The organism is Bartonella sp. MR63HLJHH (assembly GCF_042194155.1).
GTDB classification, from domain to species: domain Bacteria; phylum Pseudomonadota; class Alphaproteobacteria; order Rhizobiales; family Rhizobiaceae; genus Bartonella; species Bartonella grahamii.
The window spans coordinates 18,050-37,279 of record NZ_JBHIMN010000002.1; the positions used below are offsets into that span (position 1 = coordinate 18,050).

The 19,230-nt window shown below is 40.7% G+C and carries 16 protein-coding genes; 2 read left to right on the top strand and 14 right to left on the bottom strand.

What is annotated here, in order from left to right:
* Positions 1-367 precede the first annotated feature (367 nt).
* The 13 genes from ACFIKQ_RS01335 to ACFIKQ_RS01395 form a co-directional block, all read right to left on the bottom strand.
* The gene (locus tag ACFIKQ_RS01335; RefSeq protein WP_375655661.1) at positions 368-523 is read right to left on the bottom strand and encodes a hypothetical protein; all 156 of its coding nucleotides are present in this window, start codon (positions 521-523) and stop codon (positions 368-370) included.
* An 848-nt stretch (positions 524-1,371) separates the two neighbouring features.
* A complete protein-coding gene (locus tag ACFIKQ_RS01340; protein WP_375635644.1) occupies positions 1,372-2,376 on the bottom strand; it encodes a phage tail protein in 1,005 nt (334 codons plus the stop codon).
* Positions 2,373-3,512 carry a tail fiber domain-containing protein gene (locus ACFIKQ_RS01345; protein WP_375655663.1) on the bottom strand — a complete coding sequence of 380 codons (1,140 nt, stop codon included), beginning with the start codon at positions 3,510-3,512 and terminating at the stop codon, positions 2,373-2,375. The genes ACFIKQ_RS01340 and ACFIKQ_RS01345 overlap by 4 nt, the downstream gene beginning before the upstream one ends.
* Positions 3,509-3,991, bottom strand: coding sequence for a hypothetical protein (locus ACFIKQ_RS01350; RefSeq protein WP_375628924.1), 483 nt, complete (start codon positions 3,989-3,991; stop codon positions 3,509-3,511). Before ACFIKQ_RS01350 ends, ACFIKQ_RS01345 begins: the two co-directional genes overlap by 4 nt.
* A 232-nt stretch (positions 3,992-4,223) precedes the next feature.
* Positions 4,224-5,687: a hypothetical protein gene (locus tag ACFIKQ_RS01355; protein ID WP_375635642.1), complete on the bottom strand. Its 1,464-nt coding sequence runs from the start codon at positions 5,685-5,687 to the stop codon at positions 4,224-4,226.
* Between the two features lie 264 nt (positions 5,688-5,951).
* Positions 5,952-6,647 carry a hypothetical protein gene (locus ACFIKQ_RS01360; protein ID WP_375635641.1) on the bottom strand — a complete coding sequence of 232 codons (696 nt, stop codon included), beginning with the start codon at positions 6,645-6,647 and terminating at the stop codon, positions 5,952-5,954.
* Between the two features lie 82 nt (positions 6,648-6,729).
* Entirely contained in the window at positions 6,730-7,848 is a 1,119-nt protein-coding gene (locus tag ACFIKQ_RS01365; protein ID WP_375635640.1) for a N4-gp56 family major capsid protein, read from the bottom strand.
* 240 nt (positions 7,849-8,088) lie between these two features.
* Positions 8,089-8,862, bottom strand: coding sequence for a hypothetical protein (locus tag ACFIKQ_RS01370; RefSeq protein ID WP_375635639.1), 774 nt, complete (start codon positions 8,860-8,862; stop codon positions 8,089-8,091).
* A 307-nt stretch (positions 8,863-9,169) separates the two neighbouring features.
* Positions 9,170-11,011 carry a portal protein gene (locus ACFIKQ_RS01375; RefSeq protein WP_375655665.1) on the bottom strand — a complete coding sequence of 614 codons (1,842 nt, stop codon included), beginning with the start codon at positions 11,009-11,011 and terminating at the stop codon, positions 9,170-9,172.
* On the bottom strand, positions 11,011-12,372 hold the full coding sequence (locus ACFIKQ_RS01380) for a PBSX family phage terminase large subunit (RefSeq protein WP_375635637.1): 1,362 nt from the start codon (positions 12,370-12,372) through the stop codon (positions 11,011-11,013). The genes ACFIKQ_RS01375 and ACFIKQ_RS01380 overlap by 1 nt, the downstream gene beginning before the upstream one ends.
* A 683-nt stretch (positions 12,373-13,055) precedes the next feature.
* Complete coding sequence (locus ACFIKQ_RS01385) at positions 13,056-13,247, bottom strand: hypothetical protein (protein WP_375655667.1); 192 nt, start codon at positions 13,245-13,247, stop codon at positions 13,056-13,058.
* Positions 13,240-13,377: a hypothetical protein gene (locus ACFIKQ_RS01390; RefSeq protein WP_375647317.1), complete on the bottom strand. Its 138-nt coding sequence runs from the start codon at positions 13,375-13,377 to the stop codon at positions 13,240-13,242. Before ACFIKQ_RS01390 ends, ACFIKQ_RS01385 begins: the two co-directional genes overlap by 8 nt.
* 13 nt (positions 13,378-13,390) lie before the next feature.
* On the bottom strand, positions 13,391-13,717 hold the full coding sequence (locus ACFIKQ_RS01395; protein ID WP_375639170.1) for a hypothetical protein: 327 nt from the start codon (positions 13,715-13,717) through the stop codon (positions 13,391-13,393).
* A gap of 832 nt (positions 13,718-14,549) precedes the next feature.
* Between ACFIKQ_RS01395 and ACFIKQ_RS01400 the strand changes: the two genes are divergently transcribed.
* Together ACFIKQ_RS01400 and ACFIKQ_RS01405 are read left to right on the top strand one after the other, a co-directional pair.
* Positions 14,550-14,921, top strand: a complete 372-nt coding sequence (locus tag ACFIKQ_RS01400) for a helix-turn-helix domain-containing protein (protein WP_375628911.1) — start codon at positions 14,550-14,552, stop codon at positions 14,919-14,921.
* A 744-nt stretch (positions 14,922-15,665) separates the two neighbouring features.
* Positions 15,666-16,037, top strand: coding sequence for a helix-turn-helix domain-containing protein (locus ACFIKQ_RS01405; protein WP_375628909.1), 372 nt, complete (start codon positions 15,666-15,668; stop codon positions 16,035-16,037).
* Positions 16,038-17,969: 1,932 nt separating this feature from the next.
* Here the strand turns inward: ACFIKQ_RS01405 and ACFIKQ_RS01410 are convergent.
* Positions 17,970-18,365 (bottom strand): hypothetical protein, encoded by a 396-nt coding sequence (locus tag ACFIKQ_RS01410; protein WP_375655668.1) that lies wholly within the window; start codon positions 18,363-18,365, stop codon positions 17,970-17,972.
* Positions 18,366-19,230: the final 865 nt, after the last annotated feature.

The following is a 19,230-nucleotide window of genomic DNA, read 5'->3' on the forward strand; positions in this document are numbered from 1 at the left end:
AGACAACCTCAGACAACCTCAGACAACCTCAGACAACCTCAGACAACCTCAGACAACCTCAGACAACCTCAGACAACCTCAGACAACTATGTGAAAGGCTTTTGAAAAAAATTTCCTCATTGAAAATTTTTACAAGGTATTTTTTTAGATTATAGTCTGTTTTCCACCTAAAATGATGATTTTATCACCTGAAACCAAAGAAAAATGCATGTCACCTTGCTGCTTTGTTGGCTTTCCCCAAAATGACAAAGCCACGCCCACCGGTCTTCAAACAATGCCAATCGATAAACAATAGTCTGTAAACAATCTGACTTCTTATCTAATGGATTTGACTGAGCTTCCCCTTCAAATGCAGCCTTGTCTAGAGTTATTCTACAAAAAACGCTGCTTTAAGAATACGCACAGACGAAAAACATCCCAATTCATAAAGTTTTAACCGCATCTCAAACAATGGTATTTTACGACACAACGGGATAAACCATTGTCTTACAGATTTTCTCGTATCACTCTCATTCTGTTTCAAGAAGTTTCCTAACAAGTAAAAAATGCCATCTAAGAGAGTTCAATTACTCACCATGTGTTAAACGCATCGCCAATCTGCTCTAGCCAATAAAATGCCCATTTTGAAAGAATGAACGCTTTTTGCATACACGCTCTACCCAAAAGAAGGAGAGCACCATTTTGCCTTTTCTCTCTTTAAATAAACATATCCATTGATCTCTTCCCGCCACCTAAAAGGACGAAGATTTTAGCCCCACATCGGTTTGAAACAATCCAACTACTCTGAAGGGATTCCGTCTGCTGCTCACTTATATAATTCACTTGCATAAGGCTTAACGAAGCACCCATCCCCTGAATAGATGTCTCTTCAATACTTAAATGGATCAAGTATTGTATGTCTTATTTTCCTTATATCACCATATCACCAGCTTCAATAATAGTGTTTTAATGACGGTGTTTTACGGTATAACAAGATAAAATTTTATCCATGGGCTTTTTGTCATCGCCCACCAGCGCTTTAAACCCAGCACCTTAAACAATGTATCACGATACCACAAGAGGGAGCCTTTTGGATAAAATCTTTATTCCTCAGAAAAAAACTCTATGAATAAAGGAAGATTTTTTGTTCTCTTTTACCCCTACCTTCAATAATTACTGTCTTGATCCTCTAAAGAACAATAGGCAAACTTACCTTTAGACATCCAACAAAGGCAGCACAAAAAATAAAATAATAAAGAGAGTTCAGTTTTTTTCTAAAGCGCCTCAAAACTTTCTGCACAATATATTCTATAAGACTTTATATTCTATAAGACTTTTTCTCATAACAGATATTTTGCTCATTTTTATCTTTCTCTCTCAAAGCTTTCATTCTCAGGCTTTGACAGCATAAACCACCGCCATATTGACGGGGCGTGTTTCATCCCCCCCTGTTTTTTGCAACAAGACCTTATGTTCATGCTCTCCCGCAGCCTTCGTTAACCGATCTTTATTGTAGACTTGAGCCAGATTTCTATAATATTCACCGTGATTCATATCCCAAACTACCTTGTCAATCATTGGATAACTATGCTGGTGGTTACCTGTTGAATCTGTTTTTCCTTCATGGGTATGAGATTTAAAAGACTCTTCTTGTCGACTTCCCAAGCGACGTCCTTTATCAATTGCTTTTCCACTATCGAGCCCCCGTAAAAACATTCCACGCAAATCGGGAACATTGAATGTTGTTCTCCCGTCTCCTTTTCCCCACGTTTCCCCCAAAACAGCAAAGAGATTGGCATAGTTCTTTCGCGAATATTCTTTACCATCACAGAGTAACCATCCAGAGGGTATTTTTTCTGTAGCAAAAGTCCCAATAAATCCAGAAGAAAAAGTTTCAGGCAAAGGAGGAAAGGGCGGAATTTCAGGAAGTTTTATAGTAGGATTGGTTAAAAACCATCCATCAGCATTTTTTCCGGCAATATCACACGTATAGACGATTTCATAAAGCCCCCCCTTTTGAATTTCCCCCCCTTTTAAAGGCATAATACCCTCTGGCGTTGCCATATAAGTTGGTCTTGGCGGCAATTGATTTAAAGAAACATTTGTTATTCCTCTGTTGACGCCTTGTGCTTTAAAGCGCACAACAATGCCATCCATATAAGTCTCAAAAAAAGACTTTGTCGCCAAACGAAGTGATGTCCTCTCGTTTTCCACATCGACAGTAAACTGTGTTTCAATCCCGCCCCCATTATCCAACAAATATTCTTTGATGCGTTGCATCATAGCGCGGGCACTATCATTGACTGTGCTTGGCGGTTGCCCTTCTGCCCAGTTTATACTCTCATCGACATAAGCATTTTCTGATGCGATAATTGACCAATCATAAATCGAACTCATAGAAGATACTCTTTTTTCAAAAAGGGAAAACGAGCAAAAAATGAAGAAAAGAAAGCCGCAATTTTATTTTTAGATGCCGGTATTTTGTCCATTTTCATTTTGTCCATTTTCAGTCCTATTTTGTCATAATCAACATGCAATAACTTTGTTTTTGCATTGACATAAACAGCTTCAGGCTTCACACGCAATACGTCTTGCGCCATAACGCCCTGATAACGTTGTGGATTTCCTTTATAATTAAAGGTATAAAGTGGATATCCCTTTTTCTGCCCCACAGGGATAATATTTTCTTTTGCTCTCACATCACAAAGCCCTAAAATTCCTCCTACCAATCCAAGTACTTGCTGCGCATCACGCAATGGATCTTTTGTCACAGAAGGCATTGTCGTAGATTTTCCTGAAGTCGTTCCGTAATTTCCAGCAGCCTGTGTTCCTATCTGTAACAAGCTTTGCAATCGGTTCCAATCTTGATTATCTTTTTCTGACCATTTTTGGCGTTCAGCATCTAAGATATTTTGACGATTTACATCTTGAATCATGCCCCCTTTCAAAGCATTGCTTTGCACATTACTCTGTCCTTGATAATAGCTATTTGCCGCATTAACCTGATCATTCTGAGAGCGATCAATCATCTGGTTTGCATTCATCATATTGTTAATATCTTGATTATATTGCTGTGCTGCAGCATTTGTTGCTAAAGCGCCTAGTTCATCGGCCAGCACACCGGTGTGAGCCCCAGAGCCATAACGTCCTGCCCCAGACATCGACTGATTAATTGCATCGGAAGTTTTATTCAGGGCATTTTGCAATGCAGTATTAAATTTACTATTGCTTCCAATCCAGCTTCCCTTAGCCATACTGGAAAGATTTGTAGCGCTGTTGGTTGGTGCATTCAACCATTGCGTTACCGTTGGATTGTTATAGAGCCCTGCTGCTTGTTGTAAACCGGTCAGAGCATTTTTTGTCATATCGCTAAGACCAGCGACTCTGTCTCCCTGATAAACGTTGCCGCCAATTCCTTTATTATAAAGTCCTAGTGCATCAGCACTGGCTTGTTTAAAAATATCAGCCGCCCAAGCAGGTGGAGCATTTGTTTGTGTTGTTGTCTGCACTTGAGGTGTGGTTTTTCTACTCATGGCTTGAGAACCTTTCTATATTGAATAAGATTACGAGAATATCCGTGATGAGCGAGCCTTTTCGCCCATCCAGTTCTTCCAAACATGTGCATTTCTTCAGCATTAATTGTTCGCGCCCATTTTTCGACTTCATCAATCAATTTGACCAATTTCAGCCCTCCCTCTCCAGCAAGATCTGAGAGAACGACGCATTTTTTCCCTGTATGGGTTATTTCAACTTTGGTTATTGCAAAAGCACTAAATTGGATTTTATTTTTTAAGACCAGCCACAATTGTGCTTGTCCTGTAGCGATTTCTTCAGCAATTTTTTCCAGACAAACATCATCAGGAAAGCGCTGAGCATATTTTTTCAATGCAGCATTGAGTGCCTCTTGATAGGGAGCGATTTTTTCCCATGGCCATTGCTCTGTCAAATGAGCAGAATACAAATCTTGACTCTCTTGCATCATAACTTTGGCTCTTTTAGCTTTATCACTCATCTCCCCTTAAATAACATCCCCCTACGCATTTCTCACGTTCCATACTTACCGCACAAAAAAAGAAAAGAAGAATAAAACAAAAGAAAAGAAGCCCCATCATCCCTTTGTCATAACAAATAGGAAACTTTCTTCTTTATAAAAATAAGCCATTGTGCAGACTATTTTTCCTTTATCGCAGAAAAGCATGAAGCATAACGCACCACCTTGTTCCTTTGTTTATAGAGGCTTTGGCCTATCGCATACCGGCTCGCGTCAATTCCACATCAAATCCAGTGACATGAGTCCAATTCACCCCTTCAGGAATGCGCAATTTAAAGCGATAAAACCGTGCCCTTGCGCGACAATGAATTTGTCCAGTATTATAAGAGGGCTGTTTTTCTGGCAACCAAACAGTTTCCTCTTCAAGAGATTGTCGAAAGCGCATTCCCACAGACAAATAAAACTTTCCACTATTGACTTGAGGCATAATATTTTTCACCCGTGTTATCATGCCATTTGTCTGCCCCATTTCTTGTGATGTCACAACACAAGCCATAGCCCCCCCAGAAAACGAACCCAGTCTCCCCTGTTGATCAAATGCCCCCAGAATAGGCGATTCATTTTTCCAAGCTTTACTATCGAGAGAAAAGGACAAATCATCAATATTCTTAGTCACAAAATCAAGACCTTCTAGGGTTGTTCCTGCTAAGAAAATAGGCAATATCATTTTGATATCCACGAGAGCTTTTGTCCATTTTTGCAATCCCCAATCATAAATGAGCAAGATACGTTTATGAAGGTTCTCATCAGAATCAACCATCCAATAAACACGATTATACACCCCATCGATAGCCGCAGACATGGTATACAGATTATCCTGCCTTGATTTTGCGGTCATCGTTCGATCGACTTTTTCGAACCCAATAGGGATAATCTGTCCCTCATTTGTTATTTGATAAAAACCGCCCTCATCGGCAAAGAATGCTAAATCGCCTCTACAAACAATCGATTCAGCATTTTTTGCACCTCGTTTATCGTGAATTTTTTGGAAACTAAAAATAATCTTAGAGCCAGGGATAAAAGAACCAGCATAGATTGCAGAACGCATAAAGATAATTGGATTTGTTGTCTCGGTTGCCCCTTGGACGAATCCGCCATCAGGAAAATCTTGATAATCGCAACTTTTTTTCCCCACGGTCCAAAATTCAGCATCATTTAATCCAGACCAATGAACCCGCCTTGGATGCTCGGTTAATTTCATCAAACAAACGAAATCTCCCCAGATTCGAACAATCCCTGCTTGTGGTGGATTTCCCCCTAAATTTCTAAATTTTTTATCATGATTAATATCAATCACTTGTGGTTTATCATTGGCATTCACTGCAATGATAAAATCACCAAATAAAGCAAAAGACCACGGAGCATCAACATTAGCAAGATAAGATTTTCCTTTTTGGCTAATATCCTTCCACTTCATTGTTGTATTATCAAGCAAGAATATTTTTTCTCTTGTTCCAACAATAATAGAAACCCCATTTTTTGTTTTAACCGCAAGAGCACCTAAAATTGGCTCAGGACAAGGCTCTGATAAAGGTTCAAAACTTGGCATAGGAATATAGGAGCCATCAGCCGGTAGCACATTAACAAGTTCATCGGTAAAAATTCCATTGATATCCGCCACATCGGGTCGATAATCAGCGATTGGGAAAAAAGCCATCAAGACCCCCATAAAATCTTTGAAGAGCCTAGTGCCATTCAAAACACCAAGGCTTATTGATAAAAAACCACAAAAGCCCTTAAAACTCTAAAGGCATAAAATTCAACAAAGCACACAACCTTAAGTTGATTAACACGTCGAAAAAAAAAGATACCATAAATAATGGCATACCCAGCGCCATCCACCAGCCCTTCACCATCAATCCCCAGCGCTTATCCAACCATAAGGGACAAACCAGCCATCAACGATTTGGAACAAAGCCTTTTAAAAACTCATTGGGCGAATCTTTGAGGAACCTTTTCGGCGCGATGTTTCAATGCGCAAAGCTTGAAGCTGTTCTTGAAAATCTCTGAAAGAAACGGCGGCATATTCAGGGTCTTTAAGAATATTTTTATAAAGTTCATATTTTGCCCGTGCTTTAATAAGATCAAAAGCATAAATCAACCAAGGATTATCGCTTTCTTTCAGCTGTTCATCGGCAAAATGAACAGGAGCATAAGAAAGCTGCATAGTTTCCACATGTTCTGGTGTTGGAAAGAGTCCTATTTTTTGATCAAGGCACGTATAAAAGAATGGCGTTCCTAGCGCAGGATGCATACCATATTGTTGATGCAACACTTCCAAGGGCTTAAAGAACAACTTTGTTGGTGTTGCATTCTTTGTTGCTAAAAAGACGCCTTCCAAGCTCTTTTCTGATTCAATAAAAACTCCCTCTTCTTGCCCATACCATGTTTTACCACTTTGTGTTTTAAAGGTCCTTTCTCTTTTTTCATTAAAGAAAAAGGGTTCGCATTCACACACACGCAAAGCCGTAAAAATTGAATCTTGAATTTGCAGGGAATATTCCGCTGTTGTATCGTCAATTTCATCTTGAATAAGCGCGACCATATAAGCAAAAGTTTTAGAATGGTCTGAATGTGTAAGGTTTAGATTTTTGGGATCAGTGTATAAAGTGGTCATAATCCTGTCCTTTTTCTGGAAGCATTTTAAATTTTTCCCCCAACAGATCCCTCTTGTTGGGGGAAGTTAGCAAACATTCGCTTTAAGCAGGTGCTCCATAAGTTGGGATGACAATAGTGCCAAAATCCTGAGCCCCTTGCGTACTTCCTGGCAAGGTAAAGCAAGTTTTTTTCATACCCATAATGGTTTTTGCCGCGACCCCGAATTCTCTTTCATAATCGAAGAGTTCTTCCACCAATTTATAGCGTGTCGCCCCTCGATCTTTACCAAAAGCAATCACAGCACTCTGTGCACCAAGGAGAACAGCACGACGCACATTTGGTACAGCTTTATTTGCCGTCCCAGATTCGACTCCTTCGGTAATATGTTCAGCTTCGCGCAAAACCACACCATTATACATGCCCAAAGATCCATCATAGAGCGGATTTTTGATACGACTTCCACTATAGATTGCCTTGGTAATGTCGAGCCATTGCCCCGCATCTGTATTGGTTCGCAATTGCGTCACTTGGGTTGGATGTAGATAAAGCACATAGACATTTTCCCCATCGATCCGCACGGGTCTAATTTTGGGATTTGCCAATTTAGCCCTTTCGACAGCTTTATCAATGAGCTTAAGATCAAAAACATCGTTTGATTTTAAATCTTCATCTTTTGTTTTTCCATTAGGGCGCACGATGCGTTTATCGGTTGGTGCCGTTGGCGCATTAAACCCATAATGGACAGGTTTAAGAGTAATCGTACGTCCCTCAAAGTTAATAGCTTTTGCGGTATATCCACACACTTGAATGAAGAACATCATACTCAGACGATCTGCATACCAATCAACCAAACCATTTTTTGCCTCGGTGCGCAAATCATGAAGAATCCGTTGTTGATCAATCGTTCCCTCATTTTTGACACGCACAGCATGAACGAGTTCATTAATTGCCAAGCGATCATTGAGAAACTGTAAGGCTTCTTCATTGCCTTCCAATGTCTGCCCTTCACTCACCCCATCGCCTAGCAACTGCACACGCAAATTAAAGCTAATGGCATCCCCACTTGCTTTCGTGGTTTCATCCTTTAATTGTACGATACTGTTTGAATCATTTCCAATCAACGGTGCAATCGGAATTGCTTTTGAGACTTCTTGGTTTAGTAATTTAGACCATGTGCGCACTGCCATTGGGTCATTAAGTCCGATATAAGTTACAGTCATTTTATCCTCTAAAAGTTTTATTGACATAAAAAACCCGGCAAAGCGCCGGTTGTTAAAACACCACATTTCATTTCAAATGGTGAATAGGTTGTTCGTGAGTTTTATCTAATTTCTGTTAGCGTCTGCCTCCCCCTTATAAGAGCTCTCCTCACCACATCCGTGCTTTGAGAAATCCCCCGCATTCCCTGCGCTAAAAGCCTCTCCAAGTTCCCGCAAAAAACACCCCCCGCATTTTTATTTTTAAAATTCTCTTCCCCCCATTAAACGATTAAAAGCAGCTTTATTTTTAGGATCAGAAACCCAAGCGCTAAACTCTGCTTCTGACATTTTATCAAGCATCTCCAAAGAAATCGGCCCATTTGGCGTCAAGCCGTTATAAGCAGCAAGTGTACGTGCAGAATTGTGTCTTTCCTGTAAATTTTCATCCATGTTATTGGGAACATTTGTGTAGCCAATTTTTTGTGCAATAGAGTAAATCACTTCAGCCGGATTTTGATTTTTTTGCGCACAATCGCGCAAGATCTGCTTCAACTCATCGCCAATCAACGCATCAATATTTTTGGGATCTGCCATCTCAGGATAGAGCGAAGCGCAAGCTGCTAACTGTTTAGCCCGCGTTTCATAAATAAAATCAGCTGCTTGATCAAAATCATGATGCTTTTGTTTAACACTTGCAACAGACTGCTGAAAAAACGCATGCAACTGTTCTGCTTCGCGAGCCAGAGAAGGTTGTTGTTTTTCATTAACAAGTCCTTGTTTTTGGAGTGTTTTTCCCAACCATTGCATATAGCCCATAAAGTCTTTTTGCGGATCTGGCGGAGCATCTTCTCCCCCTTGAACCTCTTTTCCAGCCTTTTGCGAAGAATACTGTTTTTGATGCGTTTGCCCTTGAAAATTATCTTCAAGAGTTTTTTCTTCTCTTCCAATTTCACCGTCTTCTCCCTCTTGTGTTGAGAGCAGATAATCCTGTTTCAATTGGTTTTGTTCTGCCGGCGTTAAGTGTTCTTGATCCATGACATTAGCCTTCTCTTTTTTTAAACAATAAAATTAAATTTTTCAGATAAAACAGCCTGAGAGCATTTATCCCCTTAATGCTTACCCATCTTTTGGCTCCAACATTCCCCCCACATGGCTCCCCCACCATGACGACAAAACACTATCGAACATTTTCCCCAATACACACTGTCCAATAAAACAGCTCTTCTGAGATAAAGAGAGGCGACATTGCACGACATAAGCAACATGGGTAACTATGGAAATTGTTTAGATAAGCAACTTCTGATAGATGAAATTCATCCAAGAGAGCACATGATAAAGCACCCTATTGTTGAGCCTTTACTGTCTGCAACATCTGCATTATCTGCTCTGTTCCCACATTCCCCCCCATCTGCGCTGAGGCATTTTGCTCTTCTTGAAGAGAATTTTGCGCCTTTATCGCAATTTTATGAATGAGTGAGGCTGGTAAAGGCGAATAGCGTAAGAGATCAAGCATAATCTCAGGCGTTGCAAAATTTTGCATCAAAGGAAGCAGTTGCATGATCAGTGCAAAAGTACGCTCTTTTTCATTAAGACTTGTTGGCGCATCATCCACAACAATATCATATTCCAAACTTGTCACCATTTCGCGTGTCAGTGGAACATACTGGGCATTTTCATCACCAGCAATACGGACCAGCCGCCCATCGGACAGATAATTTTGAATAAGATAGAGAATAATTTTCCCCTGTCGTTGCCGATATCGACGCAACCCATCAAAAAAGGAAGCCAAAAGATTAAGTGACGATTGTCGCCGTTGTTGTTCAAGAACGCCGGGCTGGTTGACAGCTCTTGTCCCAATAAATTCAGAAGACAACCCCGTCACCTGTTCGAGTGCGCTCTTTGCTTCATTAAACAATTGGAAAAAACCTTGCGGAAATTGTGCCACGGGTTTAGGCTGAATTCTTCCCCCAGACACAGCACCACTTTTCAACCAAGTAATACTATCGGCTCTAGCCCAACTCTCGAGGGCTTGTCGATCATCATCAAAAGCATCGCGTTCTGCCATAATTCCGCCTTTTGATTGGCTATTGAGCAAATGCATCACTTGACTAAAATATTTGTTTGCCCACCGTTGGGGATCTTTTGTAGGGCGCACAAGTCCGTAAAAGTGCCGGCTTAACTTATCAAAAGTACCGGTAATACATTCCCATCCCAATTGATTGTGTGGGACCAAGGGCTTATCAGGCGCTTCGAGCAGCTTTCTGCCCAAAAATGCCCGTTTGACAATTTTTCTGTTCAACCTTGTTGCTTGAACATGAGGAAAGGTTTTGCTTAAATTTTGGAAATCCTGCTCTGAATAATCGATAAACTTTCCACTTTGAGGCTCGAGAACTTTATAAATCACCTCGCGTTCAAACCAGCGACATTCTACCAATGTCACCATTTTAGGACGTTGATAGGTCCCTCCCTCTTCCCACTCTCCTTGATATCCCCTCTCAGCTTGATAACTTTGTGTCATCCCATTGCTGGATGAATGTAAAAAACTCTGATGTTTAACCCAATCAGCATTAAGATCACTCCAATGAACATTAGGAAACATTTCCTGAGCCACAGCAAGAGGTTTTTCATCAATATACCATAAACGTTGTGCATCAATAAGATTAGGCTTAACAGCACTTGCATCCCACACCATTTTCATAGGGTCCAGCCGCGCAATGATCGGTTTTCCTTGTGGATCTTCTTCATAATCAAGGCGTGTATCTGTCCACCCCATTCCGCAAATAATTGCATCTTGAAAGGCATCGGAATCTTCGTATTCCCCATCGGCTTCATCACGAAACCACTCAGCTGCCCCTGTCAGAATCTGGTTTGCAAAGGCTGCTCCTTCTTGTCGTGGAATAAATTGAACTTGTCTTTTATTATTGCGCTCAGCCCCAATCACGGCATTAATTAAAGGCGCAATACGGTTAAAAGTCATGACCGGTCTATTTTGTTCGTGCAAGGCAGCCAAGTCTTGCTCATTCCATTGCCGTCCATTATAAAAATCGTAATCTTCTTGGGCATTTTTTCGCCATTTTTCGACATGGGCAATATCATCCTGATACCACCCCACGAGTTTTTTAAAGAGTGCTTGATTTTCAAGCGTTTCGATTTGATCAAAAGAAGAATCTGTAGAAATATTCATTAAAAAGCCATCCATGAAGTTTGAGAATGGTGAAACGAGCGATAAGGTTTTTTTCGCGCTCTAGCATTTGGTTGTTCATAAGCCACACACATCAGTCCAAAGGCATCGGCCCCATGGCTAGCCCAATCATGTTCAGCCCCTAGTCCGATATTGCGCTGTTCGTCGCGCTTTTCATGATACCAAGCGAGTGCTTTTCTGCCCGCACATGTCGTTTCACGATTAAACCATAGTGCAGGAAACAATCGCCTTACGGCTTCGATACGCATTTTCACAGCGCCTGTCCCTTGATTAGGGATCACTTTAGTTTGAAACCCAGCTTGTTGAAGGGCACTTTCAAAACTCACATTATAAACACGATCTTTTGTTGCGCCATCATGGGGCAAAACCATGAGAGCCTTTTCATATCCCCTTTGAAAGACCCAGCCCACATGCTCTGAGAGAGGCTGTCCTTGGGCTTCATAATAATCGAGCACTCGAATTTCCCGTCCAATAAATTGCGCAACCCACAATGCGGTAGCATCAGCCTTTGCTCCTGTTCCCCCGATATCCCAAAAGATTCTCACCTGCATCAAAGGATCACGTGGAACGGTGGTAATCCGCCCTTCCATTTCAGCTTCGAGAAGACATTTCTGATAATAAGCCCCTTGGACAGCTTGGAGATATTCGCCTTCCCAAATATGGTTATACTGCTCTGGTCTTTGCTGCAAATCGTCCATTCGATCACGATTGAGTTTTTCAGGAAATTGCGGATTATCACGCCAATTAATTTCTGCCCCTTTGATATGAGGATTATCGACATTTCGGAAACGTTTTTCCACGGGTGCATTTTCATGGCACGGGTTCCATGTGACCCATAATTCTGCATTCCAATCTTTTCCTTCTTCGCGCAAAGTTGGAATGAGGGTTTGCCAAGCAGTTTCTGTCACGGGCTCGGCTTCATCGACCCAACAAAGGAAAACGCGCCCCATTGATTTAATACTTGCGATATTGCGATCAAGCCCAGCAAACACATAGACAATCCGTCCATCTTTTGATTTAATATATTTATCGCCAATGTCATAATAGTCTTGTAAAAAAGGATAAGATTCGATAGCGCGTTTAATTTCTTCCAAAGAACTGTCATTGAGAGAATTTTGAAATTGCCTTGCACAAAGAATAATCCCGCGTTCTCCAGCCATTCCATGGCGATATCCCACAACAGCCGACATCAAAGCAAAAGAACGTGTTTTTCCAGAACCCCGTCCTCCCCAAGCAGCTCGCACATCTGCTTTTCCAGTAAAAACAGGAATAAGCTTTGGAATAAGAGCCACTTGAGCCGTTTTCTGCTCTATTTTTTGAGAAATTTTCTGAACAATTTTCATTATAAATTTTCATACTTTAGCAATAATTGCGCTTCATCCTTTTGCTTATCCCAAGTTTAATTATCCCAGAGCAATTGAAAGAAACGAGCAATTGAACGAAAAACGCCCTTCTCAAAAGCAGCGCTTTATCTTCTCTTCATCCTAATACGCAATGAATTTCACTTTTTTGCATGAAGCCCCCCTTTGACCGCGTTGACCGCTTTGACCGCGTTTGACCCCGCATATACACGATATGCGCCCCCCCAAGGGTCCCACCCCTCAAACACCGCGCCCTGTCATCCCCCAACCAAAGCACGGCATCCCCCCACCAAATCATAGCCTCAACACATGGCTCTCAGGCATATCCAAAGCCCAACATCCTCCAATATCATGCCTCTCAAGCTTCCCCAATCCTCACACTTGTCTATCCCCCAAAATACCCCCACCAAAACACATGCATCCCGCAAACATAACACTTCTCTCAAGTTTCACGCCCTTCACCCATCAAAACACTGTCCCATATCCACCACACAAACATCCTGCACCAAATCTCCTCCAGCACATGGCTCTTACGGCATCATTCACCCAAGCCAAGTATCACGAGCGCCTACAAAGACGATAAGCCTCCGCTTCAATCCCCTCAAGACAAGCAATCACCAAAGCAGCCCCCTTCCAAGATGTCACCCCGCATCATCCACCTCAGCCTAACATTTTTCAATATCACAAGCCTCCGTTGCTGAAAAATCACGCTTCTCCGGTTCAATACTTTTTGCATTCACTGGTACAATCTCGATACGCAAAACTGTTTTTAATATCTCCACACCTTCAATAACGAGAAAAGACCAAACCTTTACAAAAAATCCAAAACAGTAGATAATATCACGCCCTCTAAGCATCGTACCTCTCGAGTATCACCTCTTCAGCACACGCCCCTCTGTCATCGCCCATAAAAGCCGGCGTCCCCATAAAGCCAAGCCCAAATATCTCCCCCCGAAATATTCTGCTCTCCAATAAACGCCCAAACATCACAGCCCCCTCTTCAAGCCTCCGTTGCTGAAGGATCACGCTTCTCCGGTTCGATACTTTTTGCATTCACTGGTACAATCTCAATACGCGAAACTGTTTTAACCTCCCCTTCTCCAGTCCCCTGAAGAGGCAACACTTTTGCAAGCAGCGAAAAAAACGGTACGGGATTATTCAGAGCATGATACTGAAGATAAGACACCAATCCATCTTCACCATAGTGATAGCCAGCCTGCTCCGCCGCTGTCAGAAGAGCTTCATTAAATCGCTTTGTTGTTTTATTCAAAGCCCCTTTTTTCCGCCCTCTTCGACGTAAGGGAAGACAATGTTCATCTACCATCATCATGTTCCTTCCAACTAAAGAGAAACCAAAACCTCAAACACAAAAAAATGACATGAAAATCAGGAATGAAACCTCAAAAGCAACCAGCAATCTAAAAAAATGGAACACACCCTAAAAGATAAAAAACACGCACAAAGCACAAATTCTCTGCTCCGTTTTTATGGATCTCCATTTTTACAGATCAACGTTTTTACGCTTTTACATTATTACAGAACAAAGCCAAATGAAACTCCCAAACCATTACCCCGCATCGCTCTATAAACACGGGTCTGTCAACAATCTGATTTCTCGTCTATCAGATTCCCCTGCTAATTATTTCATATGGCTATCCCACACTTCAAAGATTGGTGTTTCATCAAACACGCCAGATAAGCTCTGATCTACAATTTGACTTCAAAAAGCAAATTTTCCTCTGCTGGATAAAGCTTCCACCCCGCACCGGTTTTAAACTATAATCCAACCTCTTACCCAATAAATTCCCCTACTAACATCAGATTACTTACCCTACTAACATCAGATTACCGCTCCCAAACATCCCTATTTTACAGTATAACCGTATAGCAAATATTTTAATTTTCTTGCCAATCTTCTGAAACTACTTTATTGATGAGCTTCTGTTTTTGATCGTCCACGCAACGGTCAAATAGGGATTTGAAAGCCCAAAAACTCAAACGTTAATTTACCCCACTTTGTGGGTATCTCGGAGTTCCGAGAGTTTTTGCTATGTCCAAGTGCTTGTCAGCACTAAAAGCAAAAAGCTGATTTGAGTTCAGTATTTTCAACCTCCCGGAATACCAATGCGAGGGCGCTCGCAACCGGAGGGGGGCTTTAAGTGCCAACTAAAAATCCACATTTCAACGACATTTTGATCGGTAAAAGAATCCGTCACAGACGCATTTCAATGGGGCTTTCTCAAAAGGAATTAGGAAGCCATTTAGGTGTCAGTTTCCAACAAATCCAGAAATACGAAAAAGGCTCCAATCGTGTAAGCGCAGGGTGTTTGCTCGAAATTGCTAAAAAACTAGCAGTTCCTATTACCTTTTTTTATACTGATATTTTTGCAGAAGAAGATATTCCCACAAAAGAAACTCTCCTACAGCGTGATCAATACACCTATAGCGAAAAAGAACACGCCCTTTTGAAAAACTTTAGAGAACTCAAAGCGAAAAAACAAAAAGCAGTTTTGTGGTTGATTTCTGATTAGACAAAAGCGCACCTATCGACATCCCTCACCAATATATCCAACACCCTTAAAATATAAGCTTCAGATCACGACACCTCAAAGAATGCAGTTTCATCAGACAAGACAGATAAGCCCTGCCCTAAAATATTCCTTCACACACTTTTCTCCAGTCAACGCACTTAACACCCCTCTTCATCCCAGCTTTTCCCTGCTCCACTCACAAATGCATCTCTCCTAGTTCTCTGACCACATTCCATGCCATGATAAAAGCATACACAAAGTACAAATCCTCCGCTTCACTTTTACAGATCACCGTTTTTGCGCTTTTACATCATTACAGAACGTAAGCCAAACGAAATATCCACCACCCCGCACCGCTCTGTAAACAGGGGTCTGTCAACAAGCTGATTTCTCGTCTATCAGATTTCCCTGCTAACCACTTCACATGGTTATCACCGCCCCCAAACATCCCTATTTTACAGTATAACCGTATAGCAAATATTTTAATTTTCTTGCCAATCTTCTGAAACTACTTTATGAATTAGCTTGTGTTTTTGATCGTCCACGCAACGGTCAAATAGGGATTTGAAAGCCCGAACGCTCAGTACATAAATTTATCCCGCTTTGCGGGTATCCCGGAATTCCGGGAGCTTTTGCTATGTCCAAGTGCTTGTCAGCACTAAAAGCAAAAGGCTGACTGAGCTCAGTGCTTTCAAACTCCCGGAATACTAATGCGAGGGCGCTCGCAACCGGAGGGGGCACAAAGTGCAAACTAAAAATCCACATTTTAATGACATTTCGATAGGCAAAAGAATTCGTCATAGACGCATTGCAATGGGGCTTTCTCAAAAAGAGTTAGGAAGCTATTTAGGCGTCAGTTTCCAACAAATCCAGAAATACGAAAAAGGCTCCAATCGTGTAAGCGCAGGGTGTTTGCTCGAAATTGCTAAAAAACTAGCAGTTCCTATTACCTTTTTTTACACTGATATTTTTGCAGAAGAAGATATTCCCACAAAAGAAACTCTTCTACAGCGTGATCAATACACCTATAGCGAAAAAGAACACGCACTTTTGAAAAACTTTAGAGAACTCAAAGCGAAAAAGCAGAAAGCAATCTTGTGGTTGATTTCTGATTAGACAAAAGCGCACCTATCGACATCCCTCGCCAATATCCCCCTCTGCCTAAAGCCTTGCCCACCTGATACCACCACATCTCAAAAAAACGGTTTACGGCACCGGTTTACGGAGCATAATAGAATAACAAACACCAAAGCCTTGGAAAAACATCCCCACCCCTCTCACAGAATCTTATCAAGAGATCTCTTCTGATTTAAACGCACAATTCCGATTGTATCATTATGATACCTTTTTACATTTACCTTGTCAAGTTTTTATATTTTTCTTTTTATATTTTTGTGTTTTTCTTTAAGGGAGCCACATGCCTCAAAACACCTCTCTTGCAAAACGCCATTCCAGCAAAACGCCTCTCATAAAAAACACAATGTCCAAAACAACAAGAGCTAAAATAGGATTACCCCTAAATAGTATTGCCCCTAATAGGATTTCCCCTCTAAATAGGATTACCATTGTATTTCTCATTCACCCACTTATTAAAAAAACATCTCTCAATGCTTCTCACACCCATTTCACGGATATCCCCCATACAAATATAGACGCAAATATAATTGTTAAATTCCGCATAGAATATAAAAGCCAACCACGATTTTTCTCTCTTCACATCTCTTCACACATCCCCTCTTTACACATCCCCCTTTCAATCTGTTCACAGCTATTCCCAAACTCTCCTCTCCAACCAACGCACGAACAGCACTCTTCATTTCCCCTCCAGTTTGCATAACTCTTCGCCTCATCCCCTCCTTCTCACCACTCCATACCATAACAATATATTGATTTATAAGAAATAATTTAGCATTATTGATACTGATTGAGAGTTCCAAACATCGTAAGATTCTCTCATTTCAAATCTCTCCCATGTTGAATCAATCAAAATCATTCGCTTGCACGTCAAAAGCAAGGAGAGCCCGTGTGGATAAAAAACGATTCAGAAAGGAATAAAAATGGCTCTTATGAACCGTCTCAAGTGCCAAGGGCTGTAGCCAACACCCACGAGCTAGCAAATATAATGATGATACCGGCTTGCTTCTTCACAAGCGTAAAGATAGGAGTGCTCAATGGATTTATCATTATACCATGACAAAAAACACGCACAATATATAAATCCACAAATCCTCCGTATCACTTTTACAGATTCACATTTTTACGCTTTTACGTCATTACAAAACAAAGCCAAAGGAAAGGCTCACCACCCCACGCTGCTCTATAAACACTGGTCTGCAACAATCTGATTTCTCGTCTATCAGATTCCCCTGTTGATTATTTCATATGGCTATCCCACACCTCAAAGAAGGCTGTTTCATCAGACAAAACAGATAAGCCCTGCCCTAAAATATTCCCCACAAGCTCTTCTCCAGTCAACGCATTTAACACCCCTCTTCATCCCAGCCTTTCCCACTCCATTCACAAACGCGTCCCCCTAGTTCTCTGACCACATTCCATGCCATGATAAAAGCATACACAAAGCACAAATCCCCCGCCTCACTTTTACAGATTCACATTTTTACGCTTTTACATCTTTACAAAACGCAGCCAAACGAAACTCCCAAACCACCACGCGACAATTTGATAAAAACAAAACACCCTTCAACAATCTCAAACAACAGATTTCCGTAAAGAGTTCATATGAATTTGATTGTTTAGATCTGACTATTAAATTGGCATATAGAGCTGTAGAACAGAAAGTAATTTTCTATAAGACAGAAATGATAAAAGCGCTATATAACTGAGACAGAACATGAAGAATTGCGAACAGATAAAACGATATCTCTTTTCATTACAATACTGAAATTGTAAACGAGACGACTGGTAATTGTCAGCTGAATATATAATTTTCACATCTGTAAATTTTTATTGATTAATTCAATCCCAACATTTCCCCTGAAACACATTTCTTCATTATCTACTTCTTTGAGACAAACCGGCAAAGGGGTTTCATCTATTATAAGTACGGAAATAATAACGGGTTACTCCAACCTCATCATAAGAAACCATAGACAGAATACCTGTCTTTATTGGCATTATTTGATAAGTCAAGATTACACCATTTTGCTGTTTGTTTGGTTGATCTGTATAGATCACGTTATATCCATTCCGTCGCAAGAGATCAATAAATACAGGAGTAAAGTTGTCTTCTGTTTTATTTTTTTTCACAATAAGTGTTGTTGTAGCGGGCGGTAAAGGTTTTTTAAGATTACGGACAAAATCGTTAGCAATTAATTTTACATCATCTTTCGTAATATTTGGACTGACATAATTTGATGAATAATTACTCATAGATGCACAACCAGCCACCAAGACAAGAGGCAACGGAAATAAATATTTAGACATCTAGACTTCCCCTATAAATTGTATTTCCTTTTTTGAGAAGCTCCTACACCAGAAATAAGAGCATCCTTTCTAAGAATAGCCTTAACAACATATTTCTTTCCAATCAAGCATTAGTTAATCACTTTCTCGCTTGTTAAAAAAACGACCATCATCTCTAATAGTACTCAAAGCTTACGCTTAACATAAAAAATATATATATTAAAAGTACACAAAACATATGTAAAGAATGTAGTATACATATAATATATTTATACTTATTTTCATGATTTTCTGTATTACATATTATTTAAGACAGATTTATCATTAAAGAAGTACAGACATTGTATGACTTTCCAAGCAATAAAAATGATATTTTTTATCCCCATAACATTGAAATTATCACGTGATCGAAGAGTAATTATTGTTTGAATACTTAGGCTTTTACGAGCCATTTAGATCCCGACTTCCCCACTGTCTACCAATTTGTACCGATATTGTTTCTTTTGGTTTTTCATTTACGCTCATCATTAGCTATTTTATGTGTTTTTTGAAACAATTGTAAAGCTCTACCCTAAAACAACGAATGAAATTTCCCAAATCCCACGCGACAATTTGATAAAAACAAAACACTTCACAACTTAAATTCCACTGGCAAGCTTATCCCCACCCCTTTTCATTTTTTCTCCATCCCAAGGGGGATATCTACCCCTCACACATCATCCTTCATCCCTTCGCACCACCACCTCTTATCCACACTCTCCTAACCTATCCATGCGCACTCTCTTCATCTTCTATTCCCCCTTTTCTCTCCCATTATACACTTAACAACTTAACACCCCTCTTCCTCCCAACGTCCCCCTCCATTCAAGAAAACTCTTCCCCCAAT